The organism is Piscibacillus halophilus, from assembly GCF_900110685.1.
Classification (GTDB): domain Bacteria; phylum Bacillota; class Bacilli; order Bacillales; family Alkalibacillaceae; genus Piscibacillus; species Piscibacillus halophilus.
The window spans coordinates 50,072-70,106 of record NZ_FOES01000002.1 but is presented as its reverse complement, the minus strand read 5'-3'; the positions used below and the strand labels follow the sequence as shown (position 1 = coordinate 70,106).

General features: G+C 35.0%; 25 protein-coding genes. 24 read left to right on the top strand and 1 reads right to left on the bottom strand.

All coding sequences use genetic code 11. The annotated features are described in order from the left end of the window. The first annotated feature begins 102 nt into the window (after window positions 1–102). The 18 genes from hbs (at window position 103) to BMY57_RS01530 (ending at window position 14,066) form a co-directional block, all read left to right on the top strand. Entirely contained in the window at window positions 103–375 is a 273-nt protein-coding gene (gene hbs / locus BMY57_RS01615) for a non-specific DNA-binding protein Hbs (RefSeq protein WP_091772268.1), read from the top strand. 170 nt (window positions 376–545) lie between these two features. Continuing rightward, a complete protein-coding gene (locus tag BMY57_RS01610; protein ID WP_175615084.1) occupies window positions 546–1,205 on the top strand; it encodes a heptaprenyl diphosphate synthase component 1 in 660 nt (219 codons plus the stop codon). 6 nt (window positions 1,206–1,211) lie between these two features. Further along, window positions 1,212–1,922, top strand: a complete 711-nt coding sequence (locus tag BMY57_RS01605) for a demethylmenaquinone methyltransferase (RefSeq protein ID WP_091772405.1) — start codon at window positions 1,212–1,214, stop codon at window positions 1,920–1,922. 21 nt (window positions 1,923–1,943) lie between these two features. Further along, on the top strand, window positions 1,944–2,912 hold the full coding sequence (locus BMY57_RS01600) for a polyprenyl synthetase family protein (RefSeq protein WP_091772266.1): 969 nt from the start codon (window positions 1,944–1,946) through the stop codon (window positions 2,910–2,912). A gap of 81 nt (window positions 2,913–2,993) precedes the next feature. After that, window positions 2,994–3,440, top strand: a complete 447-nt coding sequence (gene ndk / locus BMY57_RS01595) for a nucleoside-diphosphate kinase (protein WP_091772265.1) — start codon at window positions 2,994–2,996, stop codon at window positions 3,438–3,440. Window positions 3,441–3,621: 181 nt separating this feature from the next. After that, window positions 3,622–4,398 (top strand): CheR family methyltransferase, encoded by a 777-nt coding sequence (locus tag BMY57_RS01590; protein ID WP_091772264.1) that lies wholly within the window; start codon window positions 3,622–3,624, stop codon window positions 4,396–4,398. A 10-nt stretch (window positions 4,399–4,408) separates the two neighbouring features. Beyond that, window positions 4,409–5,575, top strand: a complete 1,167-nt coding sequence (aroC, locus tag BMY57_RS01585) for a chorismate synthase (protein ID WP_091772263.1) — start codon at window positions 4,409–4,411, stop codon at window positions 5,573–5,575. After that, window positions 5,575–6,669: a 3-dehydroquinate synthase gene (gene aroB, locus BMY57_RS01580; protein WP_091772262.1), complete on the top strand. Its 1,095-nt coding sequence runs from the start codon at window positions 5,575–5,577 to the stop codon at window positions 6,667–6,669. Before aroC ends, aroB begins: the two co-directional genes overlap by 1 nt. Before the next feature lies 1 nt (window position 6,670). After that, window positions 6,671–7,951: a 3-phosphoshikimate 1-carboxyvinyltransferase gene (gene aroA / locus BMY57_RS01575; RefSeq protein WP_256205220.1), complete on the top strand. Its 1,281-nt coding sequence runs from the start codon at window positions 6,671–6,673 to the stop codon at window positions 7,949–7,951. Window positions 7,952–8,003: 52 nt separating this feature from the next. Beyond that, window positions 8,004–9,260 carry a tetratricopeptide repeat protein gene (locus tag BMY57_RS01570; protein ID WP_091772260.1) on the top strand — a complete coding sequence of 419 codons (1,257 nt, stop codon included), beginning with the start codon at window positions 8,004–8,006 and terminating at the stop codon, window positions 9,258–9,260. Between the two features lie 14 nt (window positions 9,261–9,274). After that, a complete protein-coding gene (locus BMY57_RS01565; RefSeq protein ID WP_091772259.1) occupies window positions 9,275–9,829 on the top strand; it encodes a ReoY family proteolytic degradation factor in 555 nt (184 codons plus the stop codon). A 10-nt stretch (window positions 9,830–9,839) separates the two neighbouring features. After that, window positions 9,840–10,307, top strand: coding sequence for a DUF2487 family protein (locus BMY57_RS01560; protein ID WP_091772258.1), 468 nt, complete (start codon window positions 9,840–9,842; stop codon window positions 10,305–10,307). Window positions 10,308–10,443: 136 nt separating this feature from the next. After that, window positions 10,444–10,953, top strand: coding sequence for a QcrA and Rieske domain-containing protein (locus BMY57_RS01555; RefSeq protein ID WP_091772257.1), 510 nt, complete (start codon window positions 10,444–10,446; stop codon window positions 10,951–10,953). Window positions 10,954–10,956: 3 nt separating this feature from the next. Continuing rightward, a complete protein-coding gene (gene qcrB / locus BMY57_RS01550; RefSeq protein WP_091772256.1) occupies window positions 10,957–11,631 on the top strand; it encodes a menaquinol-cytochrome c reductase cytochrome b subunit in 675 nt (224 codons plus the stop codon). A 35-nt stretch (window positions 11,632–11,666) separates the two neighbouring features. Beyond that, on the top strand, window positions 11,667–12,479 hold the full coding sequence (locus tag BMY57_RS01545; RefSeq protein ID WP_091772255.1) for a menaquinol-cytochrome c reductase cytochrome b/c subunit: 813 nt from the start codon (window positions 11,667–11,669) through the stop codon (window positions 12,477–12,479). Between the two features lie 65 nt (window positions 12,480–12,544). Further along, window positions 12,545–13,138 carry a lipoprotein heptaprenylglyceryl N-acetyltransferase LhaT gene (lhaT, locus tag BMY57_RS01540; protein ID WP_091772254.1) on the top strand — a complete coding sequence of 198 codons (594 nt, stop codon included), beginning with the start codon at window positions 12,545–12,547 and terminating at the stop codon, window positions 13,136–13,138. A gap of 28 nt (window positions 13,139–13,166) precedes the next feature. Then, a complete protein-coding gene (locus BMY57_RS01535; protein WP_091772253.1) occupies window positions 13,167–13,346 on the top strand; it encodes a hypothetical protein in 180 nt (59 codons plus the stop codon). A gap of 39 nt (window positions 13,347–13,385) precedes the next feature. Further along, the gene (locus BMY57_RS01530) at window positions 13,386–14,066 is read left to right on the top strand and encodes a zinc metallopeptidase (protein WP_439895778.1); all 681 of its coding nucleotides are present in this window, start codon (window positions 13,386–13,388) and stop codon (window positions 14,064–14,066) included. Between the two features lie 91 nt (window positions 14,067–14,157). On the opposite strand, the gene BMY57_RS01525 is transcribed toward BMY57_RS01530, so the two are convergent. After that, window positions 14,158–15,027 carry a YitT family protein gene (locus BMY57_RS01525; protein ID WP_091772252.1) on the bottom strand — a complete coding sequence of 290 codons (870 nt, stop codon included), beginning with the start codon at window positions 15,025–15,027 and terminating at the stop codon, window positions 14,158–14,160. Window positions 15,028–15,164: 137 nt separating this feature from the next. Between BMY57_RS01525 and BMY57_RS01520 the strand changes: the two genes are divergently transcribed. From BMY57_RS01520 to BMY57_RS01495, 6 genes are read left to right on the top strand one after another with little or no spacing between them, the layout of a single operon-like run. Beyond that, the gene (locus BMY57_RS01520) at window positions 15,165–15,506 is read left to right on the top strand and encodes a nucleotide pyrophosphohydrolase (protein ID WP_091772251.1); all 342 of its coding nucleotides are present in this window, start codon (window positions 15,165–15,167) and stop codon (window positions 15,504–15,506) included. Further along, the gene (gene dapB, locus BMY57_RS01515) at window positions 15,503–16,306 is read left to right on the top strand and encodes a 4-hydroxy-tetrahydrodipicolinate reductase (protein WP_091772250.1); all 804 of its coding nucleotides are present in this window, start codon (window positions 15,503–15,505) and stop codon (window positions 16,304–16,306) included. Before BMY57_RS01520 ends, dapB begins: the two co-directional genes overlap by 4 nt. Window positions 16,307–16,318: 12 nt before the next feature. After that, window positions 16,319–16,735, top strand: a complete 417-nt coding sequence (gene mgsA, locus BMY57_RS01510; protein ID WP_091772249.1) for a methylglyoxal synthase — start codon at window positions 16,319–16,321, stop codon at window positions 16,733–16,735. Then, window positions 16,728–17,858, top strand: a complete 1,131-nt coding sequence (bshA, locus tag BMY57_RS01505; RefSeq protein ID WP_091772403.1) for an N-acetyl-alpha-D-glucosaminyl L-malate synthase BshA — start codon at window positions 16,728–16,730, stop codon at window positions 17,856–17,858. The genes mgsA and bshA overlap by 8 nt, the downstream gene beginning before the upstream one ends. Window positions 17,859–17,879: 21 nt before the next feature. Then, window positions 17,880–19,085, top strand: a complete 1,206-nt coding sequence (locus BMY57_RS01500) for a CCA tRNA nucleotidyltransferase (RefSeq protein WP_091772248.1) — start codon at window positions 17,880–17,882, stop codon at window positions 19,083–19,085. Then, window positions 19,061–20,032 (top strand): biotin--[acetyl-CoA-carboxylase] ligase, encoded by a 972-nt coding sequence (locus BMY57_RS01495; protein WP_091772247.1) that lies wholly within the window; start codon window positions 19,061–19,063, stop codon window positions 20,030–20,032. The genes BMY57_RS01500 and BMY57_RS01495 overlap by 25 nt, the downstream gene beginning before the upstream one ends. The last annotated feature ends 3 nt before the right edge of the window (window positions 20,033–20,035 follow it).

Below are 20,035 nucleotides of genomic sequence, written 5' to 3'. Positions count from 1 at the left end.
GGTAAAATGCAGGAAGTTATTGCATTCTCAGTGTATTTTTGTTTAAAATGTGGTTAGAATGGTATTATCTGATAATTGAAAATTTGAGAGGAGGTGAAACACATGAATAAGACAGACTTAGTAAACTCTGTAGCTGAACAAGCGGACTTATCTAAAAAGGATGCAGCTAAAGCTGTTGATGCTGTTTTAGAATCTATTACAGGCTCTTTAAAGAATTCTGAAAAGGTACAACTAATCGGGTTCGGTAACTTTGAAGTACGTGAGCGTTCTGCTCGTAAAGGTCGTAACCCACAAACTGGAAAAGAAATTGATATTCCAGCTAGCAAAGTACCTGCATTTAAACCAGGTAAAGCCCTTAAAGATGCTGTAAAATAAAGCAATACATAGGGCAAAGAGGAGGGATTTAATTCCCTCCTCTTTTTTGTGCTTATATTTTTTTGTTAAAGAAACAACACTCTTGTTAGATTATGTAGCGATTACATGCTACAATATTACTGTGTTTAAGGATATTTGCCGTTTTTACATAATGATGATAGGTGATAATAGTGATTAATAAACAAGCAGAACAAATTAGGAAAGATTTCATTAAGGAATATAAGCACCCATCTATTAAAGAATCATTTTATGATCCCGTTTTAACAGTAAAGCAGGTCTATTTCTTTCAAAAACTATTGCTTGAAAGTGATTATAAACAAAAAAATGATTTATTTAAGGCTCTTATACATATGCAAATTTCGTTAGATATACATGATTTAGTTGATCTTGAGTTTGATTCGATAGAGGAAAACCGTAATCAAACCAATCAACTTCAAGTTTTAGTTGGGGATTTTCACAGTTCTTACTTTTACCGATTATTATCAGAGCACAATTTATTGGATGAACTATATCATTTTATTCAATCTATTAAATCAATCAATGAAATAAAAATGTCCCTTCTTCATCAGGACGAAATCAAAATAAAGGATTTTAACAAGCTGTTAAATCAAGTTGAAACAGTGCATTGTGGATTATATTATTCACTTTTAGATTTTTGCCAAATGAATAAATATAAAAACGATGTAGAGTTTGAGCTTATTAAGGAGCTTGTTTATCATATTGATAGTTATTGGTTGTCTTTACTTAAATCGAGGGAACCAGCAATTGAACAAGCTATCGATGCTAAAATTAATTATTTGAACGAAATTATTATAACTAACAGGAGATAATTTATGATGGATCAACAATCAAAATCTGAGAAAGTACATTCCGTTTTTGAAAAAATATATAAGCGTTACGATCGAATGAATTCTATTATCTCTTTTCAACGACATAAAGCTTGGAGAAAGAATGTTATGAAACATATGGACGTTGAAAAAGGGGGCAAATGTTTAGATGTTTGCTGTGGTACTGGGGATTGGACGATTGCCTTATCTGAAGCCGTTGGAGAAGAAGGGTCAGTTTATGGGTTAGATTTTAGTCAAAATATGTTATCTGTCGGTCAAGAGAAAATTGAAAGAGAAAATATAAAAAATATTACGTTACAACATGGTGATGCTATGAATTTACCTTACGAAGATGGGCAGTTTGATTACGTTACGATTGGTTTCGGTTTAAGAAACACTCCAGATTATTTTCAAGTATTGAAAGAAATGTACCGTGTTGTTAAGCCAGGTGGGAAAGTTGTTTGTCTTGATACATCACAACCTACTTTGCCAGTATATAAGCAACTTTACTTTTTTTATTTTGAACATATCATGCCTTTATTCGGTAAATTTTTTGCCAAAAGTTATGATGAATACGTATGGTTATATGAATCAACAAAAAACTTTCCAGGAAAAGATAAGTTAGCCAAGATGTTTAGGGAGGTTGGCTTTAAACCTGTTAAAGTTAAGAGTTATGCATTAGGTGCTGCTGCCATGCATTTAGGCATTAAGCCAAAATAAATCCATAAAGGTGAAATAAACATGAAGTTAGCTACTGCATTGAAGTATGTGAATAAAGATATACAACGAGTTGAAAAAAAGATCAAAAACGTCACAAAAGCTGAGAGTTCTATGATTCAGTCTGCATCGAATCACCTTTTAACGGCGGGTGGCAAACGTATTCGACCAATATTTGTATTGCTAGCGTCTCGTTTTGGCCAACAGAACCAAGAAAGAATCATTGATGTTGCTGTAGCTTTAGAACTTATACATATGGCTTCCCTCGTACATGATGATGTGATTGACCACTCTATGGTCCGGCGGGGAAAACCGACTGTTAATAAGCAGTGGGATAATGGGACAGCAATCTATACAGGGGATTACATTTTTGCTAGAACTTTAGAATTGTTAAAACCATTTAAAAACCATCGTTTACACACGGTGTTATCCAATACCATACACCAATTATGTGTTGGTGAGATTGAACAAATACGAGATAAATTTCAATTAAAACAGAATCATTTTACATATTTTAAAAGAATTAAAAGAAAAACAGCACTACTTATAGAATCTAGTACTCAAATGGGAGCCATTGCGTCAGAGACTGATCGTTCGGTTGAATATTTGCTGAAAGACTATGGTTATAATATAGGAATGTCCTATCAAATCATGGATGATATTTTAGATTTTACTTCCACTGAAAAAGAATTAGGAAAGCCAGTTGGAAGCGATTTACTAAATGGTCATATTACTTTACCAACTTTATATGCCATGAAAGATGATCAAGAAGTTTTGGGTGGGGTACAGGCTTATTTCAATGAACAGGAATATCATCTTACTATAGAAGACGTTATTCATCGAATTAAGCACTCCCATGCAATTGAAAAATCCTATAATATAAGTCAGCGTTATTTAGAAAAGGCTAATCAAACATTAGAACAATTGCCAAATAATGAACCCAAAAAATATTTAGATGATATAGCACAATATTTAAGCAAAAGACGTTTTTAAACTGACAAAAATAATTGTGTTTTTCTCAAAACTTTGATAAAATCTTTGGCGGCTTACAAAATATTTATAGAGGTGAAAATCATGGAAAAAACTTTCATTATGGTCAAACCAGACGGTGTACAACGTAATTTAATTGGAGACATTGTACAACGCTTTGAGAAAAAAGGTTTTAAACTAGTAGCTGCAAAATTAATGCAAATCTCACCTGATTTAGCAGAAGAACATTATGGTGAGCACAAAGACAAGCCTTTCTTTGGTGAATTAACTGGATTTATTACTTCTGGACCAGTTTTCGCAATGGTTTGGGAAGGCGAAAATGTTATTGCAACAGCTCGTAAAATGATGGGTGCAACTAATCCAGCAGAATCAGATATCGGTACAGTTCGTGGAGACTTTGGTTTAACAGTAGGTAAAAACGTTATTCACGGTTCTGACTCACCTGAATCAGCAGAGCGTGAAATTGGTTTATTCTTTAATGAAGAGGATTTATTAGCTTATAACAAAGATCAAAATCAGTGGATTTACTAATCAACTGACAAGGGCCTTAGATTTTTCAAGGCCTTTTTCTTTTACTCTAGATATCTAAACGTTAAAATCAAATGGCGTCACTATACTTTTTAACCAAAATAATTAACAAAATCATAGCACTAACTTTCGACATTTTTTATAATAAGAGAAGGTATATACAAAATTGGGAGAGCTTTTTAAAATGAGTGAATATCAGTCGTTTATTAAATGGATTTACAAAGATATAGGTGTCGATTTAAATTTATATAAAGAAAAACAAATGAAAAGACGTTTAACTTCATTAAGAGATCGAAGAGGATTTAATAATTTTAAAGATTATTATGATGCATTAAATAATGATGATGCCCTTCGACAAGAGTTCCTAAGTCGGATCACGATTAACGTTTCACAATTTTATCGTAACTATAAAAGGTGGGACATTTTAAAAAATGATATACTTCCGGATCTTTTGAAATCAAAGGCTCAAGTGAAAGTTTGGAGTGCAGCCTGCTCAACAGGTGAAGAGCCTTATACAATGGCCATGTTACTTAGTGATTTTTATGATTTAGATCAAATCTCAATACTAGCAACAGATATAGATGATGGCGCAATAGAACAAGCTAAGGTAGGAGTATACTCTGAAAAGTCTCTTTCTGAAGTACCACAGAATAAAATAGAACGTTTTTTTACTAAAGAAGGTTCTACATATATAATGTCTGACGAGATTAAAAAGACTGTGACATTTAAAAAACATAACTTATTAGCGGATGACTACGGTGGACCGTATGATTTAATTGTGTGTCGTAATGTATTAATCTATTTTACGGAAGATGCTAAGAGAAAAGTTTATCAAAAATTTAATGAAGCATTAACACCACAAGGTATACTGTTCGTTGGCAGTACGGAACAGCTTTTTAGACCACAAGAAAATAATTATGAACCTGTTCACACATTCTTTTACAAGAAAATGGGTCATTAGGAGTGTTGTCATGCGATATTTAACGGCAGGAGAATCACATGGAAAACAATTAACGACGATTATTGAAGGTGTTCCATCACAACTTAATCTTTTAAAAGAAGATATTAATGAGTCGTTAATACGTCGTCAAGGTGGCTATGGCAGAGGACGCCGAATGAAAATTGAAAAAGATTTAGTTGAGATTACAAGCGGGGTTAGGCATGGATTTACGTTAGGCTCACCCATAAGTTTAGTCATTAAAAATGATGATTTTAAACATTGGACGCATATCATGGGGGAAGATCCAATTGATGATGACGTTGAAGTAAAGCGACAAATAACGAAACCTCGTCCTGGCCATGCTGACTTAAATGGAGCCTTAAAGTATGGTCACCGTGATATGAGAAATGTATTGGAAAGATCTTCTGCAAGAGAAACAGCTGCCCGAGTCGCAGCAGGCGCTGTTGCTAAAGTTATTTTAAAAGAAGTTGGTATTGATATCATTGGTTATGTAAAACAAATTTATAATGTTAAAGCTACTGATCAACATCACCTTACTATAGAAGATAAGAAATTGAAATCAAATGAGTCAACTGTCCGAGCTTTAGATGAGAGTAAGGAGCAAGACATGATGGACGCGATTGATCAGGCAAAAAAAGATGGAGATTCAATTGGAGGTATCGTTGAAGTACATGTTGAAGGTGTTCCAGCTGGTTTAGGTTCACATGTTCATTATGATCGAAAGTTAGATGGTCGAATTGCTGGAAGTGTTATGAGTATTAATGCCTTTAAAGGTGTAGAATTCGGTGTAGGGTTTGATGCAGCAAACCGTCGCGGTAGCGAAACTCATGATGAGATTGCCTATGATTCTGAACGAGGATACTACCGCAAGACAAACAATTTAGGTGGTTTTGAAGGTGGGATGACGACTGGTATGCCTATTATTGTAAAAGGTGTTATGAAACCAATTCCTACGTTGTATAAGCCATTAAACAGTGTTGATATTGATACAAAAGAAACGTTTCAGGCGAGCATCGAACGTTCTGATTCCTGTGCTGTTCCAGCAGCATCTGTTGTTATGGAACATATTGTTGCTTGGGAAGTAGCTAATGCTTTATTAGAACAATTCACATCTGATACAATCGGACAACTTAAAGAGGAAATCAAGAGGTATAGAGAAAGGATCCAACAGTTTTAATGAAGACTTTAACCGTTAAAGCCAGCCATAAAACATATTCAATTCTGCTTGATAAAGGATTGCGACATCATCTGGACGTTATATTAAAAGATCAACAGTATAGTCAAGTCGTTATTATCACAGATGAACAAGTTGCTCATCATTACTTAGAAGAAGTATTAGCTAGTTTATATAAAACTTCTTTAAACGTTCATTATTACATTATTAAACCAGGTGAACAGTCAAAATCATTCACCGTTTATGAAGATATCCAACGTTATTTATTATCTCAACATGTTGACCGAAACTCTGCAATATTGGCTTTAGGTGGCGGGGTAGTCGGTGATTTAGCAGGTTTTGTAGCAGCAACTTATATGAGAGGTGTGCCTTTCATCCAAATGCCTACCACTTTATTAGCACACGATAGTAGCATAGGTGGTAAAGTTGCAATTAATTTAGTAAACACTAAAAATATAATCGGCAGTTTTTATCCCCCTGATATGGTCCTTTATGATACTGAAACACTTTACACATTAAACAAACAAGAACTTAGGTCTGGCTTTGCTGAAATGGTAAAGCATGGGTTCATTGCAGATGCTAAGCTATTAGAACAATTAAAACAAATGATGGCTTTTTCTATTAATCCGATAATCGATGGATTTGATGAGTTATTACTAAGGTCGATTAGAATTAAACAAGAAATCGTTGAAAAGGATGAATCAGAGTCAGGAATAAGGAAACATCTTAACTTTGGTCATACACTTGGACATGCAATTGAAGCGATTAAACCATACACACATGGGGAAAGTGTTATGTATGGAATACTTTTTAACCTATTTCTATCTGAACAAATTAATGGTACAGAAAATCGGTTATTAACTGATTCTTTAATCGATTGGTTAAGACAACTAGATTATCCATTGTCCTTAATATCAGACAATGATGTCGACGTATTAATAGAAAAAATGTTAAACGATAAAAAAACGATCAACCAAAATATTCACTTCATATTACTGAAGGAAATTGGAAAGCCTTATATTCAATCAATGCCTACACCAAAGATCAAACAATATTTATATGATTTTATGGAAAAGATGTATAAAAGGAATGGATAATATGAAAACACTTTATAACGAGGGGAAACGTTTAGTTGGCACAATCGAAGTGCCAGGTGACAAATCCATCTCACATCGCTCAATCATGTTAGGCTCATTGGCTAAAGGTGAGACTATAGTTCATAATTTTCTAGAATCAGAAGATAGCTTAAGAACGATTAACGCTTTTGAAAAATTAGGAGTCAAGATCCAAAAAAACGGGACAAATGTTAAGGTTAATGGTCATGGAATCAATGGATTGAAGCAACCCGATGCACCTCTTAATATGGGAAACTCTGGTACGACGGTAAGGTTAATATGCGGAATATTATCAGCTTTACCTATGAAGACCAACCTAATAGGTGATGATTCTTTAAGTAAGAGACCAATGGGCCGAGTTATTGAACCACTTCATAAAATGGGGGCTAACATCGTATCTCAACAAAACACTTTACCTATGATTATCCATGGTGGAGGTTTACAACCAATCCAATATACGTTACCAGTTGATAGTGCTCAGGTTAAATCTGCAGTTTTACTAGCTGGATTGTTAACTAACGGTAAGACCACTGTAATTGAGCCCAATATAACAAGGGATCATACAGAACGCATGCTGCCACTTTTTGGAGGAACAGTTTATAGGGATGATCAAAGCATCACTATTAATGGCCAACAAACATTGCACGGGGCAACCGTACATGTTCCAGGTGATATATCCTCAGCGGCATTTTGGATTGCTGGGGCTGTTATAGTTCCTAATAGTGATTTGATTATTGAAAATGTAGGTTTAAATCCAACAAGAACTGGTTTGATCCAAGTTCTTAAAAGAATGGGCGCTATGATTAATTCAACGATTAGGAGGTATGAAGGTGATGAGCCTGTGGGTGATTTACAGATACGCTATTCTCCTAATCTAAAAGCGACTGAATTAAAGGCAGATGAAGTAGCTACTTTAGTTGATGAAGTCCCGTTACTCGCATTAATTGCTACTCAAGTTAATGGAAGTATGGAAATTAATCATATTGAAGAACTGAAATATAAAGAATCAAATAGAATTAAGTCCACCGTTGAAACTTTAAAGAAATTAGGTGCCCAAATCGAAGAAACACCCCAAGGAATGGTGATCAATGGTGGAAATGAGCTATTTGGTTCTGAAATTGATACATATGGAGATCACAGAATAGCTATGATGGCGTCAATAGCTTCATTAATAACGAGTTCTCCGGTTCGCTTAAATAATCCTGACTGTATAAGTATTTCGTATCCAGGATTTTTTGACGAATTGAATCAAATTTTAAAATAACTATTGTATAATGATTATGACAAATAATGGTTATATTGTTGGAGGGAAATAAATGGATCCAATAACTGAAGCACTTGAGCTTTATGATGCAGGCAATGTCAATGAAGCGGTCAATCACTTAATGGAGAATGCAAACGAGATCAGTGAGCAAGATCAATTTTCGGTTGCAGAATTACTTCAACAGTGGGGCTTTTTAGATGAAGCTAGACGTTTATTTGAAGAGCTACACCGCACGTATCCGGATGATCACCAAATTAAGTTTCAGCTAGCTGATATATATATAGATTTAGAAATGGACACTGAAGCCTTGGACTTAATAGAAAGTATAGAGCCCGATGACCCTGACTATATCAATGCATTAATGATTTTAGCAGATATTTATCAGTCTCAAGGTTTAAATGAAGTGGCAGAACAAAAGCTGTTACAGGCAAAAGAATTACAACCCGATAACTATTTAATAGACTTTGGTATAGCAGAACTGGCTTTTCATAATGGAGAATTTCATAAAGCACTTGATCACTATGAAAAAATACAATCCCACGAAGGTGAATTTCCACTTGTAAGCATACATGAACGCCTAGCTGAATGTTATGCTTCAGTCGGAAAATGGGAGAATGCTTTAACGTTCTATCAGGAATTAGAGTTAAAGGAACCAGATCAACTATTTAAATATGGTTATACGGCTTTTCAATTAGAACGCTATGATATCTCGATTAAAGCTTGGAATGACTTAATTGATTTAGATCCAGATTACACGAGTGTTTATCCTTATTTAGCTAAAGCTTATGAAGAAGAAGGCGTGATGGATGCTGCAAATGATATTCTGAAAAAAGGACTTAAGAAAGATGAATATAACATTGACTTATATATTACCATTGCACGCAATGAGTTAAAGCAAAATAATATTGAAGAAGCTAAAAGCTACCTAAAAGAGGCTATATCACTAGATCCTGGTCACGAAAAAGCAATTGAAGAGTTAATCAATATTTACGAATCACGTGATGAGTGGAATGATGCTAAAAAATTAGTGGAAGAATTAATGAAGTTCGAGCCTTATCCAGAAATTTTAGATTGGAGGGCAGGACAAGTATACAATGAACTAGAAAAATTTGATAAAGCAAGAAAATCTTTTGAAAAAGCTTACTTAACTTATCATAATGATACGGATTTCTTAAAAGAATATGGTTACTTCTTAATAGAAGAAGGACAGATGGAAAAAGCGATTAGTATGTTGAAAGAATATCTAAATCAAAACCCTGAGGACGCTGATACAAAAGATTTTGTACATCGATTACAGGGTGGACTATAAAGAGGGTGAAGGCTATGGGTGTATCAACCAATCAAAAGAGAGTCTTTATTAAATGGTATTTAGACAATTACAAAACAGAGCGTCGTGAAATGGTATGGTTACTTGAGTATATTTTAAAACGTGAACACATTCTACAGAATATTCATTTTGTATTTGAGGCACATTTATGTCCTCGAAGTATCATTATTTCTACTGATGACGAAGTAAAAAGACCCTTCAGATACTATAAAGATCATGTTGTGACCACAGACGTTGATAAAGCATTTCACGATATCAGGCTTAACCCAGATGAAACAATGTATGTTGAAATTATATTTGATGGGAATAGACAATCTGTTGAATATGCTGAAGTATTGGAAGACAACCCATATTTACCTGATGATTACTATTTAGAAAATGAAGATTACATTCTTTTAGAGAACATTTTAGAAGAATCTTCTCATCATTCTAAAATCAACATTCTTAAGAATAAAATTGATTACGCTTTGGATATTGGAGATGTTCAATCCTTCAATAAATGGAGTAAAGAACTTAAAGATTTAATGGAAAGCAAGAAATATAAATCCTAGGAGTTTTTATATGAAATATATTAGTTCAGATATAAAACAATATACACAAGCGAAAGAGTATATTGATACAGCTATCCTTCCATTAATCCCTTACACATTTAAATCAGATCAAGACTTATTACAATTATCTGTTCAAAAAGACTTAATTCAATTATACGTAAGTCAAATAGAAAATGAGTTAAAGGGACGTGTTTTTGTCTTACCTGAATATAACTACTTGAAATCAGACAAAATACAAGAAGACGAAAAAGGTCGTTTACAAAACCTTTTAGTACATTTGGAACATCAACCTTTTAAATATATTTTTCTTATAACTTCAGATAATAAGTGGAGAAAAATAACCAAAGATATGGAAGCTGAGCTAATTTGGATTCCTGCTATGTCTGATACTGATTTAAACCAACAGGAAACGCAACAATTAGTTCAATCACAAGTTAAGGAAATACAATCATTAATAAAAGATAGTTGGGAGGATTAATTATGACATTTTTTCATCTAAAATGTGGTTTTTATTGACCACTTTTGAGGATTACGCTATCATTGTATTGTCCTAATAAATATGTGTATCATCAATACCCTGTTCGTTGTAATTGATGAATAGAGGGGGGAAAGACATGACTGATAAGAAAAACCAAGTATCGCGTCGACAATTTTTGAACTACACATTAACTGGTGTCGGAGGATTCATGGGTGCAGCTATGATTGCCCCAATGGTAGGTTTTGCGGTTGATCCGTTACTTAAAGGTGAAAAAGAAACTGATTTTGTTTATGTTATGGATGTAGACGAAATCACGAATGAACCTCAACGTAAAACGTTCTCCACTGACCAAGTAGATGGTTGGTATGAATCTCAAGCAGAACATACAGCTTGGATTTTTAGAACTGAGGAAGATGAAATCCTCGCGTTATCACCAGTATGTACTCACTTAGGGTGTGTGGTTGACTGGAATTCTAATGAAGAATATCCTGACCAATTCTACTGCCCATGTCATGATGGTCGATATAACAAGCTCGGTGAAAACTTACCAAATACACCACCGACGGAACCATTACATGCGTATGAGTATAGAATTGAAGATGGAAAATTATTACTAGGTAAAGCGAAATCAAGAAAGGGGGCGTAATAGATGCTGCATAAATTGTACGACTGGATTGATGAGCGATTAGATATTACGCCTATTTGGCGAGATATCGCTGACCACGAAGTGCCAGAGCACGTAAACCCAGCTCACCATTTCTCGGCATTTGTTTATTGCTTTGGTGGACTGACGTTTTTCGTAACTGTAATTCAGGTTTTATCTGGTATGTTCTTAACGATGTACTATGTTCCAGATATCGTTAATGCATGGGAATCGGTTAAATACTTACAAACTCAAGTCGCTCATGGACAAATTGTAAGAGGGATGCACCACTGGGGAGCGAGTGTTGTTATCGTAATGATTTTCTTACATACATTACGTGTATTCTTCCAAGGTGCTTATAAGAAACCACGTGAACTAAACTGGATCGTAGGTGTTCTATTATTTTTCGTAATGCTAGGGTTAGGTTTTACAGGTTATCTATTGCCTTGGGACAACAAAGCGTTTTTCGCAACTCAAGTAGGACTTGAGATTGCTGAAAGTGTTCCATATATTGGTGGAGACTTGAAGACACTACTAGCTGGTGATCCAGAAATTGTAGGTGCAAAGACATTAGCAAGGTTCTTTGCGATACATGTTTTCTTCCTGCCAGCAGCCCTGTTCGCTTTAATGGGTGCGCACTTTATTATGATTAGACGTCAAGGTATTTCTGGACCACTATAAGATTTAATTCCATGTCATGAAAAGGAGGGAACACAGTGCAAAGAGGTAAAGGAATGAAGTTCGTCGGGGACTCCCGTGTTCCTGATAAAGAAAGTCGAAATAAAATTCCAAAAGACTATTCAGAATATCCTGGTAGAACGGAAGCTTTTTGGCCAAACTTCTTATTGAAAGAATGGTTAGTAGGTGCTGTTTTCTTAATTGGATTTTTATGTTTAGTAGCAGCTGCACCTTCTCCATTAGAACAACAAGCTGATCCAAATAACTCATCTTATATACCATTACCGGACTGGTATTTCTTATTCCTTTATGAATTACTGAAATATGAGTACGCAGCAGCTGAATATGTTGTAATCGGTACGGTCATTATTCCGGGGTTAGGATTTGGTGCATTACTATTAGCACCGTTCTTAGATGTTGGACCGGATCGTAAACCATCTAAGCGTCCTATTGCGACAGGACTTATGATTCTAGGTGTTGCGGCGACTATTTGGTTAACATACAAATCAGCTGCTCACGTAAATTGGGATGAAAGAGCAGATTATTCCGTCGAAGCTGTACCGGATGTTGAAATTGATGAGGAACATCCAGGTTACGAAGTATTTGCGAATAACTGTCTCTCTTGTCATGGTGATTCCTTACAAGGTAACCCAGGTTTAGGACCGTCATTAGTTGGAATTCCTTATAACGAAGATCAGATTAAAGATATAGCACAAAATGGTATCGGTGAGATGCCATCTGATCAGTTCGATGGTACTGATGAAGAATTAAACCAACTTGCTGAATTCATTGTATCTACAAATGAACAGGCAGCAGGTGAGGGTGAAGACTCTGAAGAAGATTCACACTAAGATAAAAGCTGACTTGTGTCATAAGCAAGTCAGCTTTTTAATATAATTAAGGTGATAATATGCTCATGAAGATCAAATTTTTATTAATGGATCGTACTTTTCTAATCCTTCTACTCATAATTAATATATTGGGTACGATTTATGGTTACATTTGGTATGAATATCAGCTAGTACAAACTCCACTACATTTTATACCTTTTGTACCAGATAGTCCGACAGCCTCCTTGTTTTTTGTAATTGTATTGATTGGATTCCTTATGGGGAAAAATTTTAAATTGTTTGAGGCATTAGCCATGCTTACTTTATTTAAATATGGGGTATGGGCTGTTGTCATGAACATATTAACGTTTATTGAGGTCGGTCACACAACACCTGCTGGCTTAATGTTAATTGCCTCTCATGGTGCCATGGCCATACAAGGCTTGTTATATGCATCTTTTTACACAATTGAATTAATTCATTTAGTAATTGCTGGAGTTTGGACTTTACATAACGATGTTATTGATTATGTATATGGAATGATGCCTATATACGGTTCACTTAATCAGTATATGTCACATATTGGTTATTTCACATTTTGGTTAAGTTTACTCTCTATTTGGTTAGTCTATAAATATGGAATGGGACAACGTTCGAATACAACCCCACGAGCAATATAATATAGAAAAAGTTCGTGGAGGGTCATCTATGTTTAACACCTTTGAACACTCTCTGATCATGACGCACTCTTCCGCAAGTGGAATGTTTCTTACCATATTAATTGTATTTGGAAGTGTATTACTCACTTTAACATATGTTGCATGGAAACGTTACAACCACGTGACAGAAGAGAGCAATTTTGTTGATAAAAATGAACCTGAAGATTAAAATTATTAAATAGAGAAAAAGAAATGGAGGAATGCCAAAATGGGGATGGGATCTTTTCTCATTTACTTTGCGATCCTTTTGATCTTGCCTTTGTGGGCCCAAAGTAAAGTAAAAAATACTTACAAAAAATATATGAAAGTTCCTAACTCTTCAGGTATGTCAGGGGCGGATGTCGCAAGAAGAATATTACAGGAAAATGGTATATACGATGTCCGTGTCGAAGAAACAAAAGGATTTTTAAGTGACCATTATGATCCGCGTAAGAAGGTTGTTCGACTATCATCCCATAACTATCATCAACATTCAAAGGCTGCAGCAGCGATTGCAGCTCATGAGGTCGGACACGCTATTCAAGACGCTGAAGAATACGCATTTTTACGTTTTAGACACGCATTAGTCCCTGTTGCAAGTTTAGGATCAAACATGTCATTCTTTTTAATTTTAGCTGGTATTATATTAGGGGCAACTGGCTTAGTCGGTATTGGTATTGTATTTATGGCTTTTGCTGTCCTTTTCCAGCTTGTAACATTACCAGTTGAATTTAATGCTTCAAATCGAGCTATGGATCAACTTGTATCATCTGGTGTCATAACGAGTTCAGAACACCCTGAGACTAAAAAGGTATTAAATGCTGCAGCTCTAACATATGTAGCAGCTGCCGTTGTCGCCTTAATGGAGCTCGTTCGATTTGTGTTAATGTTTTTACACATGAATGAATAAGTAAAACGTTTAATAGTAATATTATAAAGAATCACCAGTAATGATTTTAAAATCATTACTGGTGATTTATAGTTTCTACGAGTGTATAAAGTCATGTGAGTGGCTTTTTATTTTCGTCTAATGTAAATCCTTCCCCTAATACATCATGCACAGAAGTGACGGCTACGAATGCATGGGGATCAATCTCATTGATAATTTCCTTTAGTTTGACGATCTCATTTCTGCCAACAACACAGTATAAGACATTTCGTTCCTCACCAGTAAAGCTGCCACTACCATTTAAAACTGTAACACCCCGGTCCATATGTTTAAGGATGTGCTTTGCTATGGCTTGACTTTGATTTGAAATAATCATGGCGCCACGCGCAGTATAAGCACCTTCTTGGATAAAATCAATCACTCTTGCAGCGATGAAGACTGCAACAAGTGTGTACATCCCCTGAATGGGCTTTAAATATAAGACAATCGATGAAATGATGACGATTGCATCAAATAAAAACATCGTTCGTCCCATACTCCATCCAACATATTTATGAACAAGTCTTGCGATAATATCGACTCCGCCTGTCGTCCCGCCATATCGGAAAATGATACCTAGCCCAACACCAATAAAGGTTCCTGCGAACAACGCTGCTAAAGTCATATCATTTCTTAATGAAAATTCTAAAGGGAAAATTTGAAATATCCATAAAAATATTGAAACAGCCACCGTTCCTAGTACTGTATATATAAATGTCGTTGCACCTAATAATCTCCAACCAATAAAGAAAACGGGAATGTTCAATACTAAGTTCATAAGCCCAGGATCTAAAGAAAACATAAAGTATAATAAAAGGGTAATGCCTGTAAATCCACCTTCTGCTAAGTTATTTTCCATGTTAAAATTAACAATTCCAAATGAAAATATAGCAGATCCTAATAGAATAAAGAATATATTTTTAAATTTGATATTATATTTCATTTGCTCCCTCCTTTTTACAACACATCACACCATATTATAGTCAATGGATATTTTTGGTTCAATATATAAACAAAAAGATTTGTCAAAATTGTTGGATTTAGCTACCATTAGGTTAGGCAATTAGAAAGGTGATTATGATGACGAACTCGAAACAAGATATTCAAATCATGCAAAAAAGAGTCGATGATTTTATTAGTCAATTTGAAGAAGGTTATTTTTCACCCTTAGCTATGATGGCTCGATTATCTGAAGAATTAGGGGAGCTAGCTCGCGAGGTGAACCATCATTACGGTGAAAAGCCTAAAAAGAGTACTGAAAAAGACAAGTTAATCGAAGAGGAATTAGGGGATTTATTTTTTGTCCTCATAACATTTGCTAACTCGTTAGATATTGATTTATCTGAAGCATTTGATATAAGTATGTCTAAAATTGAAGATAGAGATCAAAACCGATGGACGAAAAAGGAGAATGAAGTATGAGTGAAACAATTAACGTAATGCTAGCGGGACCTAGAGGAAAAATGGGAACAGAAGCCTTGAAGATGATTGATGAAACAAATAACTTTCAGTTGGTTGGTTGTATCGATCGAAAACATAATGGTCAATTAGTAAGTGAGGTTGATGGACTCCCAAATCTTAATGCACCTATATATACAGATGCTGAAGAAGCTTTTGAACGCTTAAATGCAGATGTTTTTATTGATTTAACGAATCCAGAAACAGGATTCAAGCATACAAAATTAGCATTACATAATCACATTAGACCTGTTATTGGTACTTCTGGTTTTTCAGATGGACAGTTAGATGAATTAAAGAAACTCAGTCACAATCAACAAACTGGAGTTGTCATTGCACCCAACTTTGCTATTGGTGCTGTGTTGATGATGCGTTTTTCTCAAATGGCGGCTAAATACTTTCCAAATGTCGAAATTATAGAAAAGCACCATGACGAAAAACTAGATGCTCCTTCTGGTACCGCAGTTAAAACAGCTCAACTAATTAAAGAAGTGAGAGATTCCATGAAGCAGGGGCATCCTGACGAACATGAAACAATTGCAGGAGCACGGGGGGCAGATATTGACGGTATGCATGTTCACAGTGTTCGTTTACCAGGATTTATTGCCCAACAGGAAGTTATTTTTGGACAAAGTGGACAAACACTTACGATCCAACATAATTCTACGGACCGTAAATCGTTTATGAGTGGGGTCAAATTCGCTGTAGAAGAAGTTATGAAAATTGACCACTTTGTTTACGGATTAGAAAATTTAATGGAATAGCAGGTGTTTAATTTGAATATCGCACTTATAGCGCACGATAAGAAAAAGCAAGATTTGATCGACTTTGTAACGGCATATAAAGAAATCTTTTCAGAACATAATTTATTTGCAACTGGTACAACAGGTAAGTTAATTACGAATGATACCGGCTTAACCATTGAACGCTTTCAAAGTGGGCCGCTAGGTGGGGATCAACAAATAGGTGCAAGAATTGCTAATGATGAAATGGATATGATTATCTTTTTTAGAGACCCATTAACCGCTCAACCGCATGAACCAGATGTTACAGCATTACTACGTTTATGCGACGTCTATAAAATTCCGTTGGCTACAAACGAAGCTTCTGCAGAAATATTAATCAGGGGTCTTGAAAGTGGATGGTTAGATTGGAGAACAATTAAAGAGAAGCGAGTCAGATATGATGGGTAAAAAAATCGGTATCGTTTGCTATCCTACAGTGGGTGGTTCAGGAGTCGTTGCGACTGAATTGGGAATTCAACTAGCAGAACAACAATACGAAGTTCATTTTATTTCAACAACGATGCCATTTCGTTTAAAAAGGCTTTACCCAAATATATATTTTCATGAGGTTGAAGTATCTAATTACCCAGTTTTTAAAAATCCACCATACGATTTAGCGCTGGCAAGTAAAATCGCGGAGGTCATCGATCGAGAAGAGTTAGATATTATTCATGCCCATTATGCCGTTCCTCATGCGATTTGTTCAATATTTGCTAAACAAATGGCTAAAAGAGATGTAAAAATTGTTACTACCTTACACGGTACAGATATTACAATTTTAGGCATTGATGACAACCTAAAACACATGATTTGTTATGCCATTGACCAGTCTGATCAAGTGACAGCTGTTTCAAATAGTTTAAGAAAACAAACGGAAGAATCTTTTCATATTCAAAAGCCTATTAAAGTTGTTTATAATTTTATTGAACCAGTGAAGGATACAGCATTAACGCAAGAAGATTTAAAAGATAAGTTTGAAATCAAAGACCATGAAAAAGTATTAATTCATATTTCAAACTTTCGACAAGTTAAACGAGTGGAGGATGTCATTCGGGTCTTTGATCAAGTTACGAAACAGGTAGATGCTAAACTCCTTTTAGTAGGTGATGGGCCAGAACATACTAAAATTCGCGACTTAGTTAATGAACTTGATTTAAATGATCAAGTCTTATTCCTTGGACGACAAGATAATATTCATGATTTATTAAATATAAGTGATTTGAAATTATTACTTTCTGAAAAGGAGAGCTTTGGGTTAGTATTATTAGAGGCGATGATTAGTGGTGTGCCTTGTATTGGAACTGATATTGGCGGTATTCCAGAAGTTATTGCGGATGGTAAGAATGGATTTATATGTGAAGTAGGAAATATTGAACAAATAAGTAGAAAAGCCATTCATTTACTGTCTGATGATTCGTTATGGAACCAATTTTCCAAATACGCCAAGACTTACGCATATGAAAACTTTAATTCAAATCTCATCGTTAGACAATACGAAACTATATACAATGAGGTTTTAGATCGTAATTAGAACAGAACTAGGTGAAAATATATGTTAGATCAACCCTTTATTAAAGCAAAACCAGTCATGGAAACATTAGAAGATAATGGTTATGAATGCTTTTTTGTCGGTGGTGCTGTCAGAGACTGCTTAATTAGTCGTCATATTGGTGATATTGATATTGCAACAAATGCAACACCTAATGATATGCAAAGAATTTTTCCTAAAACAGTACCAGTCGGTATTGAACACGGAACGGTATTAGTTATTCATAATGGAGAGTCGTTTGAAGTGACGACTTATCGTACAGAAGGTGAGTACAAAGATTATCGACATCCAAGTGAAGTTTCTTTCGTAAAAGATGTAAAGCTAGATTTAAGTCGTAGAGATTTTACTATCAATGCTATTGCGATGGATTTAGAGGGAAATTTACTAGATCCATTTGATGGTAAAAAGGATTTAAATGAAAGAGTTATTCGGACTGTGGGCAATCCTCATGATCGGTTTACAGAAGATCCACTAAGAATGCTTAGAGGTGTTCGGTTTGTCAGCCAGTTAAATTTTAATTTGGATGAAGCTACTTTGACAGCCATTAGTGAGCAACATCATTTACTAAATAAAATCTCAGTCGAAAGAATCACAGATGAACTGGTCAAATTATTTAAACATGCTAATATAAATTCTGCTTTGAAAATTATTAGACAAACAGGAATGGATCAGTCATTACCGATATTTAAGGATCGTCATCATATATTTTCACGGTTAAATAAAATGGTTTTTAATCAACCTCTTAATCATGCAGGTGTTATGTTTGCTATTTTTCATTTAATAGATCCTAATATTTCTCTACATACATGGACTAAAACTTATAAGGTTTCTAATAACATCAAGCGGAAAGCTATACATTTAATCGATAGTTATAAAAGTTATCAGGATCAGGGCATGAGTAACGTTGTGTTATACAATGTGGGGAAACAGCTTCCTGATCTACTTCAAATTATTAAACTGTTTAATCTTAAAAGCTACAATATTAAGGAATTACAAAGCCAATATCAATCATTGCCCATTAAAGACCGAAGTGAATTGATCGTAACAGGTCAAAATTTACTTCAGTGGTTTCCACATGAAAAGAGAGGTCAATGGATTGGGAAATACTTAAATAGAATTGAAGAAGCAGTTATAAAAGGTGAATTACAGAACAGTCGAGAAGAGATTGAAAGTAAGGTGAGGGAATGGAAGAGACAAGAAAACGATTAATTGATTTATTATCGAATCACCACCAACCCTACATATCTGGACAAGAGCTTTCCGATAAATTGCAGATTTCGCGTTCTGCGGTTTGGAAACATATGAATGCCTTGAAAAAAGAAGGTTACCAGATTGAGGGAGTGACGAACAAAGGTTATCGCATTGTAACCACACCTCATGAACTTTCAGAAACAGCACTACGGTGGGATTTGAAAACCGATTGGCTTGGTCAACAGCTCATCTATCAAGAACAAGTGGCTTCGACTCAAATTGTTGCTCATGATTTGGCTAGAGAAGGCGCTTCACATGGAACCGTGGTCGTTGCAAGAGAACAAACTAAAGGTCGTGGACGTATGAGACGATACTGGGAATCCAAAGATGGACTTGGATTATGGTTTAGTTCGATTTTACGACCTAGTGGTGTTGAACCAAAACGAGCTTCTCAATTAACCTTAGTCGCTGCTGTAGCTATAGCGGATTATTTTGCAAAGAACAATATTGATATTAAAATCAAATGGCCGAATGATTTATTTATAAACGGAAAGAAACTAGCAGGTATTTTAACTGAAATGCAAGCAGAGCAAGATGCAGTTCAGTACATTATCTTAGGAATAGGAATTAATATGAATCACCAAAATCAAGATTTATTCGAATCTGATCGAAATAAATCTACTTCTTTGCACCTTGAATCTGGCCAAATGTTTAATCTAAATCAAGTTTTAAAAGATTTATTAGTTGAGCTTGAGGCTAAGTTTGATTTGTTTATTGATGAAGGTTTTTCAAAAATAAAACAACAATGGGAGAGTTACGCCTATAAATTAGGTGAATGGGTAACCGTTCGTACACAAGAAGAATGGGATGCAAAAGTATTTGGTATTGATGAGGACGGCGCGTTAATGGTTATGGATGAAAATGATAAAATCCACCATTTATATTCCGCTGAAATTCTATGGTGAGGT